Consider the following 17119-nt stretch of genomic DNA (forward strand, 5'->3'; position numbering starts at 1 on the left):
GAGTTATATTCACTTGGTTACTGCCACCAGGCAATGCCCTGTACCGTTATCATAGCCAAAACGATGTAACGCAGCGCCTTTCCGATACACAGAAACAGCGCGACAGAGCCCCAGGGCATGCGCAGCCAACCTGCCAACACGCACAACAAATCGCCCACCACCGGCACCCAGCTGAGCAGCAGCGCAGCCGGGCCGAAGCGTTGCAGCCACCTGAGCGCCGTTGCCAGCCCCCGCTGTGGTTTCAACGCCGGTAACAGGCGCCCGATAATGACATTGGTCAAGCCACCCAGCGTATTGCCCAAGGTCGCGGCCAATACCAGCAACTCCGGCGAGACGCGACTCTGGGTCAGCAAGGCGACCAGAACGATTTCTGAATTTCCCGGCAGCAGCGTCGCACTGAGGAAGCTACTGCCAAATAACGATATTACGGCTAGCGTACTACTCACAGCGTGCGGACGTCTACCACAGCCATACCGGCACTTTTCGCCGCCTGAATGCCAAATTCGGCATCTTCAAACACCACGCATTTTTCCGGCGGCACGCCGATCAGTTCAGCACAGCGTAAGAAGGTATCCGGCTCCGGTTTATGGCGCTGTACGTCGTCCGCGCCGACGATCGCGTCGAAGCAGTCGAACAGGCCGAGATGACGCAGCAGCATTTCCGCCATGCGGTGCTCGCTGCCGGTACCGACCGCCATCGGACGGCGACCGTGATAGGACTTCACCACCTCGATCAGCGGCAAGGGACGCACGCTATCCAGCAGCATCGCTTCCACCGCGCGGGTTTTCTCCGCCGCCAGGTGATGGGGATCGAGGTCGGCCTGATGGCTGGCGATAATCGCCTGAGCGATGCGCCAGGTCGGCGAACCGCTCAGCGCCACCATGGCCGTTTCATCAAACGTCATGCCATAACGGGACAACACTTCATGCCACGCTTTACGGTGCGTTGGCTCGGTGTCCAGAATCGTGCCGTCCATGTCGAAAATAAGACCCTGATAGCGGTCGTACATCGTTACTCCATGATCGTTGAGGAAAGAAAACTACTTTAGCGTAAAGCCGATGGGTTGTCGCTGACTGCGTCATAGCGGAATGTGCTGTGCCTAATCGTACACAAAGGGGAAAGAGGGGGAGATAGATAAAGGCTGAAAAGCGAAAAACCCGCCGAGGCGGGTTTCTCTTAGATGGTGCATCCAGGAGGATTCGAACCTCCGACCGCTCGGTTCGTAGCCGAGTACTCTATCCAGCTGAGCTATGGATGCATGTCTATTTTTTTACTGCTTGCCTGCTTCGCTAACGAAACACGACAGAAAGAATGGTGCATCCAGGAGGATTCGAACCTCCGACCGCTCGGTTCGTAGCCGAGTACTCTATCCAGCTGAGCTATGGATGCACAGGAATTCTTTTTTGATACCGTATGGTACGTTGTTACTACCCCACCATACTGCAAAATATGGTGCATCCAGGAGGATTCGAACCTCCGACCGCTCGGTTCGTAGCCGAGTACTCTATCCAGCTGAGCTATGGATGCAAATGGCGGTGAGGCGGGGATTCGAACCCCGGATGCAGCTTTTGACCGCATACTCCCTTAGCAGGGGAGCGCCTTCAGCCTCTCGGCCACCTCACCATACGCTTCTTTCGAATTGTGCCTAACTTGCTTTGGATAAGCTCATCGGCACTGCGTGGCGCACATATTACTTTCTCCGACTTTTAAGTCAAACAATTTTTCCCAACTCATGCGCGTTTGCACAATTCACACCCAACATGGGCGATTTCACGGCAAAAAGGGCGTTTTATCAACAGGCAACCGCAGCGTCTGTGGCAACAAAGCAGGAAACTCACCGGGAAAATAATCACGAAAAAGAGAGGGGAGAACGAAAGAAGTGGGTAAAACGATGCAGTAGCGTCTCGTCTGGCAACGAGACGCTGCTTCGGAATCAGTAAGTCGTCTGCTGAGACTTCTCTGCCTGAATGCGCTGATAGATTTCTTCACGGTGAACCGAAACCTCTTTGGGGGCATTCACACCAATACGCACCTGGTTGCCTTTTACCCCTAGCACAGTGACCGTAACCTCATCGCCAATCATGAGGGTTTCACCAACTCGACGAGTCAGAATTAACATTCTTTGCTCCTTGAAAGATTAAAAGAGTCGGGTCTCTCAGTTTCCCCGTCATTATCCATCATATGTGGTGAAAACGTAAGCCGCGCAATCCACAATAAGTGTAAGCAGACTTGGTCCCACCTCAGATAATGGTAAGTTTAGCCGACCTGAAAAACTTTGTTCCCGCAATTGTAACTAAATTGTGTTAGCACAGTATGAAAACGCCATAATCAACAAAGTATTATGGCGTTTGTGCGTGCTATTTATTTATGTTCACAGCTTCGAGGCCACCCAGGCTTCTACGCTGTTTAACGCCGCTGGCAGGGCGTTGATATCCGTCCCCCCCGCCATCGCCATATCAGGGCGACCACCGCCCTTGCCGCCGACCTGCTGCGCCACGTTGCCGATCAACTCGCCGGCTTTCACGCGGTCAGTCAGATCCTTGGTCACGCCCGCGACCAGGCTGACTTTGTCATCAGCCGTCGTCGCCAACACGATAATGGCCGAACCCAATTGATTTTTCAGGTCATCCACCATAGTGCGCAGCATTTTGGCTTCGACATTGTCCAACTGGCTGACCAACAGCTTCACGCCGTTAACCACTTTCGCCTGACTGGACAGCGACGCGCTTTCCTGCGCCGCCTGCTGATCTTTCAGTTGCTGCAGTTCTTTTTCCAGCACGCGGGTGCGATCGAGCACCGAGCGCACTTTATCGGTCAGGTTGTTGCTATCGCCCTTCACCAACTGCGCAACGTCTTGCAACAAATCGCTTTGCTGATGCAGCGTAGCTATAGCGCCAGCACCAGTTACCGCTTCAATACGGCGAATGCCCGCCGCGGTGCCCGACTCGCTCAGAATGCGGAACAGGCCGATATCGCCGGTGCGGCTGGCGTGGGTGCCGCCGCACAGCTCGGTGGAGAAGTCGCCCATGCTCAGCACGCGAACGTTGTCGTCGTACTTCTCACCGAACAGCGCCATCGCACCCTTCTCTTTGGCATCTTCCAACGCCATCAGCTCGGTCTGCACCGGCAGGTTACGACGCACCTGCTGGTTAACCAGATCTTCCACCGCGCGAATTTGTTCCGGCTTCATCGCTTCGAAATGCGAGAAGTCGAAGCGCAGGTATTTGTCGTTAACCAGAGAGCCTTTCTGCGCAACGTGCTCGCCCAACGTTTGGCGCAGCGCAGCGTGTAGCAGGTGGGTCGCGGAGTGGTTCAGGCGGATGCTGTTGCGGCGCTCAGTGTCGATCTGCGCGTCCACGCGATCGTTCAGCTTCAGCGAACCTTGCGCCAGCTTGCCTTGATGGCCGATAGCCTGACCGTATTTCTGGGTGTCGTTGACCACAAACTCGGCGCCTGCGGTTTTCAGCACGCCTTTATCGCCGACCTGGCCGCCGGATTCACCGTAGAACGGCGTCTCGTCCAGCACCACCACCGCCTCTTCGCCAGCGTTGATCTGATCGACCGGCTGGCCGTCGCGGAACAGCGCAATGACCATCGCCTGCTGCTCGTCGTGATCGTAGCCGCTGAACTGGCTGCTGCCGTCCACACGGATCAGGCTGTTGTAGTCGGCGCCGAAGCCGCTGGATTCGCGCGCGCGGCGGCGCTGTGCTTCCATCGCCTCTTCAAAGCCCGCTTCGTCGACTTTCAGACCGCGCTCGCGGCAGACGTCAGCGGTCAGGTCCACCGGGAAGCCGTAGGTATCGTACAGACGGAAAGCGGTTTCGCCGTCCAGGGTATCGCCCTGCAGCTTGGCCAGCTCTTCATCCAGCAGCGCCAGACCACGCTCCAGCGTACGGGCAAACTGCTCTTCTTCGGTTTTCAGCACCTGCTCCACCAGCGACTGCTGGCGTTTCAGTTCATCGGCCGCCGGGCCCATCACTTCGATCAGCGGCGCCACCAGCTTGTAGAAGAAGGTGTCTTTCGCGCCCAGCATGTTGCCATGGCGGATCGCACGACGAATGATGCGACGCAGCACGTAGCCGCGGTTTTCGTTAGACGGGATCACGCCGTCAGACACCAGGAAGGCGCAGGAACGGATGTGGTCGGCGATAACGCGCAGAGATTTATTGTCCAGATCGGTCGCACCGGTCACTTTCGCCACGGCGGCAATCAGGGTGCGGAACAGGTCGATCTCATAGTTGGAGTTCACATGCTGCAACACCGCCGCGATGCGTTCCAGGCCCATACCGGTATCCACCGAAGGTTTCGGCAGCGGCAACATGGTGCCGTCGGACTGACGGTTGAACTGCATGAAAACGATGTTCCAGATCTCGATGTAGCGATCGCCGTCTTCTTCCGGGCTGCCCGGAGGACCACCCCAAATGTGATCGCCGTGATCGTAGAAAATCTCGGTGCACGGGCCGCATGGGCCGGTATCGCCCATCTGCCAGAAGTTATCGGAAGCGAAAGGCGCGCCCTTGTTGTCGCCGATGCGGATAATGCGCTCGGCCGGTACGCCGATTTGCTTCTGCCAGATGTCGAATGCTTCGTCATCGGTTTCATACACGGTGACCCACAGTCGCTCTTTCGGCAGGTTGAACCAGTTTTCACCGGTCAGCAGTTCCCACGCGTAGCTGATCGCATCGTGCTTGAAGTAATCGCCGAAGCTGAAGTTGCCCAGCATTTCAAAGAAGGTGTGGTGACGAGCGGTATACCCGACGTTTTCCAGGTCGTTATGCTTGCCGCCTGCGCGCACGCAGCGCTGCGAGGTAGTGGCGCGGGAATAGGCGCGTTTGTCGAGCCCCAGGAAAACATCCTTAAATTGGTTCATGCCGGCATTGGTAAACAGCAATGTCGGATCATTGTTAGGCACCAGGGAGCTGCTTGCTACAACCTGATGACCCTTACTATGAAAGAAATCGAGAAACGCTTGACGGATCTCAGCGGTGCTCTTGCTCATAATTTTCCTGGAAAGGCTAGAATAACGACACGTGAGCCGGTGGCGCGTCATCCCGACGATGACAACCAGCTCACGAACAAAAAGTGGGGATAAGATAAATTTTCTTCAGAGGGAAGTAAAACCCCGTGTGCGCTCATTGCGCAAAATCACGGTAAATTGACTGAATTTCTTCCTGGAAAAAGCCGCGATAGAGCAGATAACGCTGCACTTTGGCTTTCTCTTTCCAGTCAGTTGGCAACGCATCGCCAAATTTTCGCTGCGCCACCTGTTTCGCCTGTTCACACCAGTCGATGTCGCATTCCGCCAGCGCGTCCTGTACCAGCGCTTTGTCGACGCCCTTTTGCATCAGTTCGCTGCGGATGCGCTGCGCGCCGTAACCTTTGCGGCTGCGGCTGCCAATGTAGCTGTGGGCGAAACGCTTATCGTCCAGCCAATTATGCTGATAACAGTAGGCGATAACCTGCTCGATCAGCGCAGGATCTACCGGCTCTTCAGCCACCGGCGGTGATGTCGACGCATGTGGCCCCTTGCCGCCAAAACGGGCTTTCGCCACAAACGGCTGCGCCGCAAGTTTGCGGCGCAGTTCAGCTTCACTATGATCGCGTTGCGACAGCAGGCGCATGGCGCGGCTTAGCAGGTCATTCATCATTTGAGCCTGAATTCAGGGGATGTGCGCCACATAAACGGCGGCGCACATCTTCAGCGATTAAAACTGCTCGCTGGTTTCCGCTTCGTCATCTTCGAAGTCGTCACCGGAGGCAGCCACCAGCTCACCGCCGCTGTGCAGCAGCAGGTCGCGCAGTTTCTTATCCAGCTCGGCGGCGATAGCCGGGTTTTCTTTCAGGAAGTTACAGGCGTTCGCCTTGCCCTGACCGATCTTCTCGCCGTTATAGCTGTACCAGGCGCCGGCTTTTTCGATCATCTTGTGCTTCACGCCCAGATCGACCAGCTCACCACGGCTGTTGATGCCTTCGCCGTACATGATTTGGAATTCAGCCTGTTTGAACGGCGCAGCGATTTTGTTCTTCACCACTTTCACGCGGGTTTCGCTGCCCACCACTTCGTCGCCCTCTTTGATGGCGCCGATACGACGGATATCCAGGCGTACCGAAGCGTAGAACTTCAGGGCGTTACCACCGGTGGTGGTTTCCGGGTTGCCGAACATCACACCGATCTTCATACGGATCTGGTTGATGAAGATCAGCAGGGTATTGGCGTTTTTCAGGTTGCCGGCCAGCTTACGCATCGCCTGGCTCATCATGCGCGCCGCCAGACCCATGTGCGAATCGCCGATTTCACCCTCGATTTCCGCCTTCGGCGTCAGCGCCGCCACGGAGTCGACGATGATGACGTCAACCGCGCCGGAGCGGGTCAGCGCATCACAGATTTCCAGCGCCTGCTCGCCGGTGTCCGGCTGGGAGCACAGCAGGTTGTCGATATCAACGCCCAGCTTTTTCGCATAGATAGGATCCAGCGCATGCTCAGCATCAATGAACGCACAGGTTTTTCCTTCGCGCTGCGCAGCGGCGATCACCTGCAGCGTCAGGGTAGTTTTACCGGACGATTCCGGGCCGTAGATTTCGACGATGCGGCCCATCGGCAGGCCGCCAGCGCCCAGAGCGATATCGAGTGACAGTGAGCCGGTGGAGATCGTTTCCACGTCCATGGAGCGGTCTTCACCCAGGCGCATGATGGAGCCTTTGCCGAACTGTTTCTCAATCTGGCCCAGTGCCGCAGCTAACGCCTTTTGCTTGTTCTCATCAATAGCCATTTTTGCTCCTTCGTTTCGCAATGCCGGTGTTACCCCACACTGCCACTGAATGTATGTTGTGCAGGAAATGTCACTAATTATACTGTATGGTCATACAGTATCAAGCCTAATTTACAAAAATTCGTCGATGGCGGTTTGCAGCGCGAAAATCGTCGCCTGCAGCCGCACCGCATCGCGGTCGCCCTCGAATTGCATCTTGCGCGACAGCCCCCGGCCATCGCTGCCGGCGAAACCGAACCACACGGTGCCGACCGGCTTTTCCGCGCTGCCGCCGTCCGGGCCGGCGATGCCGCTCACCGACAGCGCCAGATCGGCCTGCGCCGCACGCAGCGCCCCTATCGCCATCTCGCGCACCACCTCTTCGCTGACCGCGCCGTGCGCCGCCAACGTCGCTTCGTTCACCCCCAGCAGGTCATGCTTTGCCGCATTGCTGTAGGTGACGAAACCGCGATCGAAATAGGCGGAGCTGCCGGCGATATCGGTAATGGCCTTGGCGATCCCCCCCCCGGTGCAGGATTCCGCACAGGTGATCCAGCGGCCCTGAGCCTTCAGTTTCTCCCCTGCCAGCACGCTGAGCTGACGCAGTTGGTTTTCACTCATAATCCCTCCCTCGCGAATTCAGGTATATGCGCCCGATAGTAGCATTTATCAAGGCGCTGCAGCGGCTGACACGTTGAAATGCGCAGCGCCTCGCAGGAGGTGCGGTTTTAAGCGCCCGGCCAAGCTGCTAGTATCAAAAGAAGCGCCCCATCGAGCGGCGGCGCACCAGCACAAGGAACATCACGGAGGCGGCACGCTGCGGCGGCGGCCTCAGGGCGCACCAGAAGAGATTAGGATGATAGCGTGAAAAAAACGTTGGGCGTATTCTTGCCGTTGTACACCACCACCCTGCTGCTGCTGTTGGGCTCGGGCCTGCTCACCACCTACGTCTCGCTGCGGCTGACCTCCATCCACGTCAGCAGCGTGCTGATCGGCGCTATCATCGCCGCCAACTACATCGGGTTGGTGATCGGCGGCAAGGTCGGCCACTTTCTCATCGCCCGCGTCGGGCATATCCGCGCCTACGTGGCCTGCGCCGGCATCATCACCGCCGCGGTGCTGGGGCACGGCCTGACGGAGTTCATTCCCGCCTGGGTCGCGCTGCGTCTGGTGATCGGGCTGTGCATGATGTGCCAATATATGGTGCTGGAAAGCTGGCTGAACGACCAGGCGGAATCCAACCAGCGCGGCATGGTGTTCGGCTTCTATATGGCGGCGACCTATCTCGGCATGTCGCTGGGCCAGATCGTGCTGATGCTGCAAAGCAATCTGGGCATCACCACGCTGCTGGTGATCGCGCTGTGTTTCGCGCTCTGTCTGGTGCCGATCGCTCTCACCACCCGCACCAATGCGCGACACATGTCGCCGGCCCCGATGGAGCTGCGCTACTTTGTCGGCGCCATTCCCAAGGTGCTGGCCACCACGTTGGTGATCGGCATGGTGGTGGGCTCGTTTTACGGCCTGGCGCCGGTCTACGCCAGCCTGCAATCCTTAACCACTCAGCAAACCGGCCTGTTCATGGCGCTGGCCATCTTCGCCGGGTTGGTGGCGCAGTTCCCGCTCAGTTGGCTGTCGGATCGCTATAACCGCCCGTTGCTGATGCGCTTCAACGCCATTTTGCTGATCGTGGCGGCGCTGCCGCTGGCGCTGCTGCCGCACATCGATTTCCCGCTGCTGCTGGCTGTGGGGTTCGTCGTCAGCATGCTGCAGTTTACGCTCTATCCGCTGGTGGTGGCATTGGCCAACGATCTGATCGAGCCGGAGCGCCGCGTCTCGCTGGCCGCCTGTCTGCTGATGGCGTTCGGCGTCGGCGCCAGCATCGGGCCGTTGGCGGTCGGCGCACTGATCGAGCCGCTTGGCGGCAATATCCTGTACGCCTTCTTCGCTTTGTGCGGCGTACTGCTGGCGGCCCTCGGCCGGACGGCGAAAGCGGAGGAACCGCAGCTGGCACAGGACGCGCCGGTGCCGCACATTGCGCTGCCGGACAGCCTCGCCAGTTCACCGCTGTCGCCGGCGCTCAATCCAACCTTCGATGAGCAGATCATTCACGACACCATGCCGCCGCCGGAAGCGGCGCCCGATGTCGAGGAGCCACAGCCCGAAGAACAGGAGGCGGAACCCTTGCCTCAGGGGGCCGATCCGCAAGAGGACACCGGCCTGAAAAAGGCGCACGCCATGCTGTAAACGGCGGGCTACAGATCCTGGAAGGAGCCCAGCATAAAACCGCGTTCGGCGATCGCCGCTTTCAGCGTCGGCGCGGTCAACACATCCAGCTCGACGAGGCGCGGGTGGCAGTATTTGCTCTGCAGGATCGTCGCATCGAGGAACGCCGGGTGGCACATCATTTCCAATGACTCGGCGCCCTGCTCGTCGGCGCGCGCCAACCTCTGCAGGAACAAGGCTTCGGAAATCGTTTCACCGTAGAACCCCGCGTCAAACGCGTCGGTGCTGTAGGGCGTCTGCAACGCAATACCGCGCCGTTTCGCCTCTTCGCGATCGAGGCGCAGCGGCAGACCCTGTGCCTGCGCAAACGCCTCCACCAGCGGGTAAATCTGCGGCTGCATATGCACATGGTGGTGGCTGTCGATGTGCGTTGGCGCCCTGCCGAACAGCGTCATAAACCGCGTGAACTGGCGCTGCAGCTCCTCCTGAATCTCGTCCAGCTGCAGCTCGCCGGCCTCGGCGCGGTGCCACAGCCATTTGCCCAGCTCGCCATGCTCATTGACCAGCGAAGGCATGGCGCCCAGCGGCCTGCCATGGGTCAAAACGAAATGCAGCCCGATCGGCAACCCCGGATATTGCCGGCTGAGCGCCGCCGCGTGCTGGGCGCCGCCGCCGTTCACCATCGCCGTGGTGGAGGAAACGACGCCATGCTGATACGCCTCGACGACACCGTAGTTCTGTCCTTTGCTCAGGCCGAAGTCGTCGGCATTCACGATCAGTAGTTTTTCCATAATGGCTCCCGCAGGATGAATTTTCGGCAAGGAAAAGCCGACCGACCGGCGCGGCATTCCCCTTCTCGAAGGTAAAAATCGAATGATTAACCGGCCGGCGGCCTAAAGCTCATCGGCATATCGGCGTTAATACTGATCGGGAGCGGCCCTAAAGAGGGCCGTAACACTTTTTTCGGTAGTTGCCTGGGGTCACGTCGGTGAGCCGCTTGAAGTTTTTAATGAACAGACTGACGTCGCCATAGCCAGAATCAAAGGCGATATCGGAAACCGAATAGTTGGTGACCTCCAGCTGCGTCTTGGCGAAGTTGATGCGGATCTCGTTGATCACCTGCATCGGCGTCTTCTGGTAGTAGCGCCGCATCGCCCGGGTCAGATATTCCTGGGTTTTCCCCGACAGCGCCACCATGTTCGCCAACGCCCTTTCGCCGAACATCGCCTTGTCATGCATGCCGGCGAGGGTGTTCTTCAGCCACTGCGGGATATCATCGCCGCCGTCATTGTCTTCTTTATAGTGACGAATACGGCTGATCACATAGAAAGTCAGCGTTTCGAGAAATTCGGCGAAGTCATCCTCGCGAAACTGTGGCGAACTCACCACCGACTCGATGTAGGCCAAGAACTCGCTTCTCAGGCTGTAGGCTTGCGAGGCGACAAAGCAACGCGGCAGCTGCTGCAAATAGTGCTCTTCAAAGAACGCTTTGCTGACCGCCACGTTGAAGATTTTCGTCGCGCCGAACTCGTAAAAGCTCTGGTGGTAGGAGCCGATAGGGATAAAGACGAAATCCCCGCGTTCCAGCAGCACCCGCTTGCCGTTGATCTCCTGATAACATTTGCCGCTCAGCACGATGGTGAACTCGTAATAATCGTGCTGATGCAGCCCGGTGGCGCTTTCCACCTTGTTGTAGATAAACAGGTGAAAATCTTTGCAGTTAAAGAAATCCTGCTCGCGAATCAGCTTCACGTCGTTGGCACTCAGCGAAATTCGGTTATCGGACACGGCACCGGCCTCCCGTTAGTCAAACCCGTTGCGTCTGGCCGCCTCGGCAAACCAGTAGCCGCTTTTCTTGATAGTGCGGCGCTGATCCGCCCGATCCAAGCGCACCAGCCCATAACGATTCTTGTAGGCATTCAGCCAGGACCAGCAGTCGATAAAGGTCCACAGATGATAGCCCTTGCACTGCGAGCCTTCCGCCAGCGCGCGGTGCAGCCACTTCAGATGCTCGCGAATAAAGTCGATGCGGTAATCGTCCTCCACCCGCCCATCGGCGCCGATAAACGCCTCTTCGCCCTCGACGCCCATGCCGTTTTCGGAAATATAACAAGGCAGATTGCCGTAGTTCTCTTTCAGATCCATCAGGATGTCGTACAGCCCCTTCTCGTAGATCTCCCAGCCGCGGTGCGGATTGATTTTGCGGCCCGGCATTGCATAGTAACTGAACAAATCCTCCGGCGATGCGATCGGCCCCTCGGCACGACGCCCCGCTTTCGCCTGTACCCTGCGCGGCTGGTAGTAATTGACGCCGAGGATATCCACCACGCCGCCTTCGATCAGCGGCGCATCCTGCGGCTCGCAGTAGGGCATCAGCCCATGGCGCTCCAGCAAGTGCAGCAACGCCGCCGGATAACGCCCTTTGGCGACCGGATCGAGGAAACTGCGGTTGAGCAGCAGATCGGCGTCGTATGCGGCCTGCCGATCCTCCGGCGCGTCGGAGCGCGGATAGGTCGGGCTCAGATTCAGAATAATGCCGATGCTCCCCGGCAGCCCGCGCGCTCTGAAACGCTGCACCGCCATGGCGTGCGCCAGTACGCTGTGATACGCCACGGTGATCGCCCGTTTGAAATCCACCACGCAAGGGTAATGCAGGTCATTCAGGTAACCGGCCTCCACCGGCACGATCGGCTCGTTGAAGGTGAACCAGTGGGTGATCCGATCGCCAAACAGACCGAAGCAGATGTCGGCATAACGCGCATAGGCTTCGACAACTGCCCGGTTTTCCCAGCCGCCGCGCTGCTGCATGCACAGCGGCATATCGAAGTGATAGAGATTGATAAACGGGGTGATGCCCTGCGCCAGCAGCTCGTCGATCATCGCGTTATAGAAGGCCACCGCCTGCGGGTTCACCTCGCCGTCGCCGTCCGGGATCAGCCGCGACCACGAAATCGAGGTTCTGAAGGTATTGTGGCCCAGCGTTTTGAGCAGCCCGATATCGGTACGGAAATGGTCGTAAAAGGTCGAGGCCTCGGCCGGCCCCACCCGATCGTGAAAGCGCTCGGGCGCAATCTCGTACCAATAATCGAAGATATTGCGGCTCTTGCCGTCCCGCGCTGCCGCACCTTCAGACTGCGGCGCGGAGGTGGCGCTGCCCCACCAGAACCCGTCGGCAAATTGATATTCCATACTCGTGTCCCTCGCGGGGCGGCCGCGCCGCCCCGTTCCACAGTTAGAATTTCAGCGCCTTGGCGATGTCTTCTTCGCTTTCCGTCGCCGCGTCGATCTGGCTCTGCGCCTTGTTGGAGATCGCCACGAACGGCAGATAAATCACGGTGGCGACCGCCAGGTTGAACAGGCTCAGCAACATGGCCATGATGCTGCCGTTGGTGTTGAAGAATGCCCCCAGGCCGACCGGCATGGTCCAGGGCGCAATGTTGGTGATCGGCGGGATCAGCCCGGAGTAATAAGCCAGCGAGGTGATAATGGTCAGTACCGGCTGCACCAGGATGAACGGAATGAACATCACCGGGTTCATGATCACCGGCAGGCCGAACAGAATCGGTTCGTTGATCTGGAAGATGCCGGACGGCGTCGCCAGCTTGGCGACCTGGCGGTAATCTTCGCGGCGCGAGGCGATGAAGATGGCGATGATCAGGCCCAGCGTCGAGCCGGTGCCGCCAAGGTAGATGTAGGAGTCGACGAACGGTTTCGCCCACATATGGAACTCTTTGCCGGCGGCCACCGCCGCTTCGACCGAACCGTATTTGTTGTACAGCTCCACGTTTTCCAGCGCGAACGGCGTCATGATGCCGCTGTCCAGCGCCGCCAGCGCCATGGAGCCGTGCACCCCGAAGAACCACAGCAGCGAGGAGAACAGCACGTAAACCCAGCCCACCACGCTGCCCATCTTGGCCAGCGGCGCCGAAATGCCGTCCATGATGATCTGGTGGAAGTTGGTGCCCCAGTGCGCCAGCGCGAACGCCACCAGCCCCATGATGGAGAGGATGATGAAACCGGGGATCAGCGACGAGAAAGAGCGCGACACCGAAGCCGGCACGCTGTCCGGCAAGCTGATCACCCAGTTGCGCCGTACGATGAAAGCAAACATCTCAGCCACCGCCAGCCCGATCACCATACCGGAAATGATGTTGGCGCCGCCCAGCCAATTGGCGCCCACCGCATAGGCCTCGCCGACGTTGAACGGCGTGACGGTCATGAAGGCCGCCACCGCCAGCAGCGCCGAGGCCAGTGGATCGACCTTGCGCTCTTCGGCCAACGCCATGCTGATAAAGAACGGCGTCATCAGGGACATGATCCCTAGCGTACCGTTATAAACGCTGCCACCAATGCTCTTCAGGCTATTCAGCGTCTCGATGGTGGAGGCGTCCAACCTTACGCCCAATGAATAGAAAAACGATCCCTCGCCGAAGCTCAGGAACACGTTGTTGATCAACACGAACATCGCCCCGGTCAAAGTCAGCGGCATCAGGCGGATAAAGCCGTTCTTGATGGCGTTGACATGGGGCTGCTTACCGATTTTTACGGCGAAAGGCAGGATAACCTTCTCGAGCGAGGCAATGAGGGTATTCACGGCGGCCTCCTGTTATTGATTGGCTTTCTTGATGGCGGCCACCGCGGCCTTCAGTACGCCCAGCCCATCGACCTTGCCGTACAACAGCGGATCGATGACTTCAACAGGTTTATTGGGCAGCTGTTTCTGCACTTCCGGCAGGGTGTAGGCGATCTGCGGCCCCAGCAGGATCAGATCCGCTTCAACGCCTTTCTCCGCGGCCAGCGCTTCCGGATAGGCGGCGATGATCACCGGCACTTCATATTTTTCGGCCTGCGCCTTCATTTTTGATACCAACAGGGAAGTGGACATACCGGCAGAACAAAACAGATAGATTTTTTTCTTTTCCATACCAAGCACCTCAGATAATCAAAAAAACCCGGTGTTATTTGTATGCCAGATGCAATCACGATTGCTTCACGCACATTCCTTATGAAAATTTCCGTCACGTTGCCCTGGTTACAGACAGTATACGGAGCATGAAAAACGGATCGGTAAGCCAAGAGGATAGAGAACCGTCTCTCATTGACCTGATGGATTGACCCTCTTCACATTTTGCACAAAAAAATAGTGTGACCGGGCTCTCAAATAACCGCTAATAACTCAGAATATTCTTAATAAATAATCAAATAACAATTATAAACAGCAAGTTATGAACTCGCTGAGAATTTAAGAGGTTATTTGCGCCTGAACAAACGGCGAGGGAATAAAAATAGTTCAAGCTTGATTCGGCTGCTGCCATCCGAACGCGACGGCAGCAGGCAAAGAGGATTACATGGGCAGACGCAGCAACTCGATCACCGTGGCCAGCGCCACGGAATGGTTCCTGCGGTTGGGGTAATAGAGGTAAAAACCGGGAAACGGCGTGCACCAGTCGGCCAGCACCCGCCGCAGCCGCCCGCTCGCCAGGTATTCTTCCACCTCCTGCTCGATGGCAAAAGCGATGCCGACGTTCGCCAGCGCCGCCTGCACCATCATCCTGCCGTCATCGAGTATCAACGGGCTGTTAACCGCCACAGAAAATCGCTGCTCCCCCTGCTGAAAAGCCCATTTGTAGCGCTCGCCTGAAGAGGCTTTGCGCCAACCGATGCAACGGTGCTGCAGTAAATCCCGCGGATGCGTCGGCTCGCCGTGCCGCTGAAAATAGTCCGGCGTGGCGACGATGGCGAAACGCAGATCCGGTGTCAGGCGCACCGCGCGCATATCGTTATGCAGGTCCTCACCGAGCCGGATGCCGGCGTCAAAACCTTGCTCGACGATATTGGCGAACCCCTCGTCCGCCACCACTTCCAGCGTAATGCCGGGGTATTCGCTGGCCAACCGCCCCAGATGCGGCACGATGGCGAGATCGATCGCAGAACGCGGCGCGTTGATGCGCACCAGGCCGCGCGGCCCTTCGCGAAACGCATTCAGGCTCTCGAGCGCGGCGTCGATGTCGGTAAAAGCCGGCACCAGCTGCGCCAGCAGATGCTCTCCGGCCTCCGTCGGCGAGACGTTGCGGGTGGTGCGGTTCAGCAGGCGAATGCCCACCTGCGCCTCCAGTTCGCGCAGGGTGTGGGTCAGCGTCGGCGGCGTCACGCCCAATCGGGCGGCGGCGCGGCGGAAGCTGCGTTCACTGGCGATAGCCACGAAGGCCGCCAGGCCGGACAGTTCGGGTTTCTTCATGCTATTAATATAAATTATCTAATAGTGAGATGAATTTTTAGCGGATAGTTATCCGTCATCTAACAACATAGCATTGCGATCGAACCCATTACCAGGTATCGAAGCGATGATTAATGCTACAGCTCCAACTCATGAAACACCGCGCCGTTTGGCGGACAAAGTCGTACTGGTGAGCGGCGGCGGTACCGGTATCGGCCGCGCTGCGGCGCTGGCCTATGCCCGCGAAGGTGCCAACGTCGCGCTGGTCGGCCGTCGCGCGGCGGAAATCGAAGCCACGGCGCGCGACATCGCGCTGGCCGGCGGCGACGCCCTGCCCATCGTGGCCGACGTCTCCCAGGAAGACGATATCCGCAGGCTGCTCGCCACGGTGAGCGCCCACTACGGCCGGCTCGACGTCGCCTTCAACAACGCCGGCATCATCGGCAACTTCGCCCCCATCACCGAACAGAGCAGCGAGGATTTTGACCGCGTGATCGCCATTAACCTTCGTGGCGTCTGGCTGGCGATGAAATACGAGATTGAAACCTTCCTGGCACAGCATTCAGGCGGCGTGATCATCAACACGTCCTCCTGGCTGACCCACGGCGCGCTGGCCGGCTCATCCAGCTATTCCGCCAGCAAAGGCGCGCTCGATGCGATGATCCGCGCGGTGGCGCTCGAATACAGCGGCCAGGGCATCCGCGTCAACAACATCAACCCCGGCATCATCGACACGCCGATGGCGCGCGGCAGCGTGGCCGACAGCGCGGCGTTCGCGCCCTTTATCGCCCACACGCCCGCCGGCCGCCTGGGCGAATCGGAAGACATCGGCGATGTGGCGCTGTGGCTGGCGACGGACGAAGCCCGCTTCATCACCGGCCAAAGCCTGCTGGTGGACGGCGGTTACACCATCGCCGGCATGCGCTGAGGAGACGACGCCATGAACTACGTACGGCTTGGCGACAGTGGTCTGCAGGTGTCCCGCCTCTGCCTGGGCTGCATGACCTACGGCGATCCGGCCTGGCGGCCCTGGGTGCTGAAAGAAGATGAAGCGCGCCCCTTTATCCGCGAGGCGCTGGAAGCGGGCATCAATTTTTTCGATACCGCCAACATTTACTCCGGCGGAGAAAGCGAGCGCATTCTCGGCCGCGCGCTGAAGGCGTTCGCCCGCCGTGAAGACGTGGTGATCGCCACCAAAGCCTACTTTCCGATGGACGCGCAGCCGAACAGCCGCGGACTGTCGCGCAAGCACCTGCTGCACAGCGTCGACGCCTCCTTGCAGCGGTTGGGGACGGATTATCTCGATCTGTTCGTGCTGCACCGCTTCGACACCGAAACGCCGATCGAAGAAACTGCCGACACCCTCGACGGCCTGGTGCGGGCGGGCAAAATCCGCTATCTCGGCGCCTCTTCGCTGCACGCCTGGCGCCTGATGAAAATGCTGGCCTTTCAACGTCAACACCGCCTGGCGCCGTTTATTTCGCTGCAAAGCCAATACAACCTGGTGACGCGTGAAGACGAAGAGGAGCTGATCCCGCTGTGTCTGGAGGAGGGCCTTGGCCTGACGCCCTGGTCGCCGCTGGCCCGCGGCGTACTGGCCGGTTCCGGCAGTGGCGGCACGCTGCGCGCCGCCACCGACGAACAGGCGCCCCGTTGGTACGGCGGCAGAAACGAAGTGGAACGCACCGTCGCGGCGGTAGCGGAGGTGGCGGCCACGCGCGGCGTTCCACCGGCGCAGATCGCGCTGGCCTGGCTGCTGGCCAAACCCGGCGTGGCGTCGCCGCTGGTGGGCATGTCCAAGCCGCACCATCTGCAGGATGCGCTGGCAGCGCTCACCCTCAGGCTATCGCCGGAAGACCTAGCCGCGCTGGAGGCGCCAATGGCACAGGCTGCCCGCCCCGAGCGCTGGTAGCCCCTTTTCCCCCATTCC

Annotated in this window: 17 protein-coding genes and 4 tRNA genes; 4 read left to right on the forward strand and 17 right to left on the reverse strand. The window is 59.0% G+C overall.

Annotated elements, in window-relative coordinates; genetic code table 11:
* Positions 1-17 precede the first annotated feature (17 nt).
* From BVU99_RS08975 to alaS, 8 genes are all read right to left on the reverse strand, one after another.
* Positions 18-446, reverse strand: a complete 429-nt coding sequence (locus tag BVU99_RS08975) for a YqaA family protein (RefSeq protein ID WP_049294842.1) — start codon at positions 444-446, stop codon at positions 18-20.
* Positions 443-1009: a fructose-1-phosphate/6-phosphogluconate phosphatase gene (gene yqaB, locus BVU99_RS08980; protein WP_025301636.1), complete on the reverse strand. Its 567-nt coding sequence runs from the start codon at positions 1007-1009 to the stop codon at positions 443-445. The genes BVU99_RS08975 and yqaB overlap by 4 nt, the downstream gene beginning before the upstream one ends.
* Before the next feature lie 172 nt (positions 1010-1181).
* Positions 1182-1258, reverse strand: a tRNA-Arg gene (locus BVU99_RS08985).
* A gap of 54 nt (positions 1259-1312) precedes the next feature.
* Positions 1313-1389: transfer RNA gene (locus BVU99_RS08990), tRNA-Arg, on the reverse strand.
* Positions 1390-1450: 61 nt separating this feature from the next.
* A tRNA-Arg gene (locus tag BVU99_RS08995) sits at positions 1451-1527 on the reverse strand.
* 3 nt (positions 1528-1530) lie between these two features.
* Positions 1531-1623, reverse strand: a tRNA-Ser gene (locus tag BVU99_RS09000).
* A 310-nt stretch (positions 1624-1933) separates the two neighbouring features.
* Positions 1934-2119, reverse strand: a complete 186-nt coding sequence (gene csrA, locus BVU99_RS09005) for a carbon storage regulator CsrA (RefSeq protein ID WP_004091602.1) — start codon at positions 2117-2119, stop codon at positions 1934-1936.
* Between the two features lie 252 nt (positions 2120-2371).
* Positions 2372-4999, reverse strand: coding sequence for an alanine--tRNA ligase (gene alaS, locus BVU99_RS09010; RefSeq protein ID WP_099816563.1), 2628 nt, complete (start codon positions 4997-4999; stop codon positions 2372-2374).
* Between alaS and BVU99_RS25100 the strand changes: the two genes are divergently transcribed.
* The gene (locus BVU99_RS25100; RefSeq protein ID WP_162180460.1) at positions 4949-5092 is read left to right on the forward strand and encodes a hypothetical protein; all 144 of its coding nucleotides are present in this window, start codon (positions 4949-4951) and stop codon (positions 5090-5092) included. The genes alaS and BVU99_RS25100 overlap by 51 nt on opposite strands.
* Before the next feature lie 40 nt (positions 5093-5132).
* On the opposite strand, the gene recX is transcribed toward BVU99_RS25100, so the two are convergent.
* The 3 genes from recX to pncC all read right to left on the reverse strand — a co-directional run bounded on the left by recX (position 5133) and on the right by pncC (position 7370).
* Positions 5133-5645, reverse strand: a complete 513-nt coding sequence (recX, locus tag BVU99_RS09015) for a recombination regulator RecX (RefSeq protein WP_025301634.1) — start codon at positions 5643-5645, stop codon at positions 5133-5135.
* A gap of 60 nt (positions 5646-5705) precedes the next feature.
* A complete protein-coding gene (gene recA, locus BVU99_RS09020; protein WP_004932541.1) occupies positions 5706-6770 on the reverse strand; it encodes a recombinase RecA in 1065 nt (354 codons plus the stop codon).
* Positions 6771-6881: 111 nt separating this feature from the next.
* Positions 6882-7370 carry a nicotinamide-nucleotide amidase gene (gene pncC / locus BVU99_RS09025; protein ID WP_025301633.1) on the reverse strand — a complete coding sequence of 163 codons (489 nt, stop codon included), beginning with the start codon at positions 7368-7370 and terminating at the stop codon, positions 6882-6884.
* A 243-nt stretch (positions 7371-7613) separates the two neighbouring features.
* On the opposite strand from pncC, the gene BVU99_RS09030 reads away from it, so the two are divergent.
* Entirely contained in the window at positions 7614-8993 is a 1380-nt protein-coding gene (locus BVU99_RS09030; protein WP_099816564.1) for an MFS transporter, read from the forward strand.
* An 8-nt stretch (positions 8994-9001) separates the two neighbouring features.
* Here BVU99_RS09030 and chbG read toward each other — a convergent pair whose 3' ends face one another.
* The 6 genes from chbG to BVU99_RS09060 all read right to left on the reverse strand — a co-directional run bounded on the left by chbG (position 9002) and on the right by BVU99_RS09060 (position 15210).
* Positions 9002-9763 carry a chitin disaccharide deacetylase gene (chbG, locus tag BVU99_RS09035; RefSeq protein WP_099816565.1) on the reverse strand — a complete coding sequence of 254 codons (762 nt, stop codon included), beginning with the start codon at positions 9761-9763 and terminating at the stop codon, positions 9002-9004.
* Between the two features lie 148 nt (positions 9764-9911).
* Entirely contained in the window at positions 9912-10760 is an 849-nt protein-coding gene (gene chbR / locus BVU99_RS09040) for a transcriptional regulator ChbR (protein WP_043135810.1), read from the reverse strand.
* A 15-nt stretch (positions 10761-10775) separates the two neighbouring features.
* The gene (locus tag BVU99_RS09045) at positions 10776-12161 is read right to left on the reverse strand and encodes a glycoside hydrolase family 1 protein (protein WP_099816566.1); all 1386 of its coding nucleotides are present in this window, start codon (positions 12159-12161) and stop codon (positions 10776-10778) included.
* Between the two features lie 43 nt (positions 12162-12204).
* Entirely contained in the window at positions 12205-13566 is a 1362-nt protein-coding gene (gene chbC, locus BVU99_RS09050; RefSeq protein WP_099816567.1) for a PTS N,N'-diacetylchitobiose transporter subunit IIC, read from the reverse strand.
* Positions 13567-13578: 12 nt separating this feature from the next.
* Positions 13579-13896, reverse strand: a complete 318-nt coding sequence (locus BVU99_RS09055) for a PTS sugar transporter subunit IIB (RefSeq protein WP_004932561.1) — start codon at positions 13894-13896, stop codon at positions 13579-13581.
* A 420-nt stretch (positions 13897-14316) separates the two neighbouring features.
* Positions 14317-15210, reverse strand: a complete 894-nt coding sequence (locus tag BVU99_RS09060; RefSeq protein ID WP_025301628.1) for a LysR family transcriptional regulator — start codon at positions 15208-15210, stop codon at positions 14317-14319.
* A gap of 106 nt (positions 15211-15316) precedes the next feature.
* Between BVU99_RS09060 and BVU99_RS09065 the strand changes: the two genes are divergently transcribed.
* Positions 15317-16117: a glucose 1-dehydrogenase gene (locus BVU99_RS09065; protein WP_168186778.1), complete on the forward strand. Its 801-nt coding sequence runs from the start codon at positions 15317-15319 to the stop codon at positions 16115-16117.
* A gap of 12 nt (positions 16118-16129) precedes the next feature.
* Positions 16130-17101: an aldo/keto reductase gene (locus BVU99_RS09070; protein ID WP_099816569.1), complete on the forward strand. Its 972-nt coding sequence runs from the start codon at positions 16130-16132 to the stop codon at positions 17099-17101.
* Positions 17102-17119 lie beyond the last annotated feature (18 nt).

Source organism: Serratia sp. OLAL2, assembly GCF_002752475.1.
GTDB classification, from domain to species: domain Bacteria; phylum Pseudomonadota; class Gammaproteobacteria; order Enterobacterales; family Enterobacteriaceae; genus Serratia; species Serratia bockelmannii.

Coding starts and splice junctions, on each gene's coding strand:
- yqaB (WP_025301636.1), bottom strand. CDS start 1,009: ATGTACGACCGCTATCAGGGTCTTATTTTCGACATGGACGGCACGATT.
- csrA (WP_004091602.1), bottom strand. CDS start 2,119: ATGTTAATTCTGACTCGTCGAGTTGGTGAAACCCTCATGATTGGCGAT.
- BVU99_RS25100 (WP_162180460.1), top strand. CDS start 4,949: ATGAAAGAAATCGAGAAACGCTTGACGGATCTCAGCGGTGCTCTTGCT.
- alaS (WP_099816563.1), bottom strand. CDS start 4,999: ATGAGCAAGAGCACCGCTGAGATCCGTCAAGCGTTTCTCGATTTCTTT.
- recX (WP_025301634.1), bottom strand. CDS start 5,645: ATGAATGACCTGCTAAGCCGCGCCATGCGCCTGCTGTCGCAACGCGAT.
- recA (WP_004932541.1), bottom strand. CDS start 6,770: ATGGCTATTGATGAGAACAAGCAAAAGGCGTTAGCTGCGGCACTGGGC.
- pncC (WP_025301633.1), bottom strand. CDS start 7,370: ATGAGTGAAAACCAACTGCGTCAGCTCAGCGTGCTGGCAGGGGAGAAA.
- chbG (WP_099816565.1), bottom strand. CDS start 9,763: ATGGAAAAACTACTGATCGTGAATGCCGACGACTTCGGCCTGAGCAAA.
- BVU99_RS09045 (WP_099816566.1), bottom strand. CDS start 12,161: ATGGAATATCAATTTGCCGACGGGTTCTGGTGGGGCAGCGCCACCTCC.
- BVU99_RS09055 (WP_004932561.1), bottom strand. CDS start 13,896: ATGGAAAAGAAAAAAATCTATCTGTTTTGTTCTGCCGGTATGTCCACT.
- BVU99_RS09060 (WP_025301628.1), bottom strand. CDS start 15,210: ATGAAGAAACCCGAACTGTCCGGCCTGGCGGCCTTCGTGGCTATCGCC.
- BVU99_RS09065 (WP_168186778.1), top strand. CDS start 15,317: ATGATTAATGCTACAGCTCCAACTCATGAAACACCGCGCCGTTTGGCG.
- BVU99_RS09070 (WP_099816569.1), top strand. CDS start 16,130: ATGAACTACGTACGGCTTGGCGACAGTGGTCTGCAGGTGTCCCGCCTC.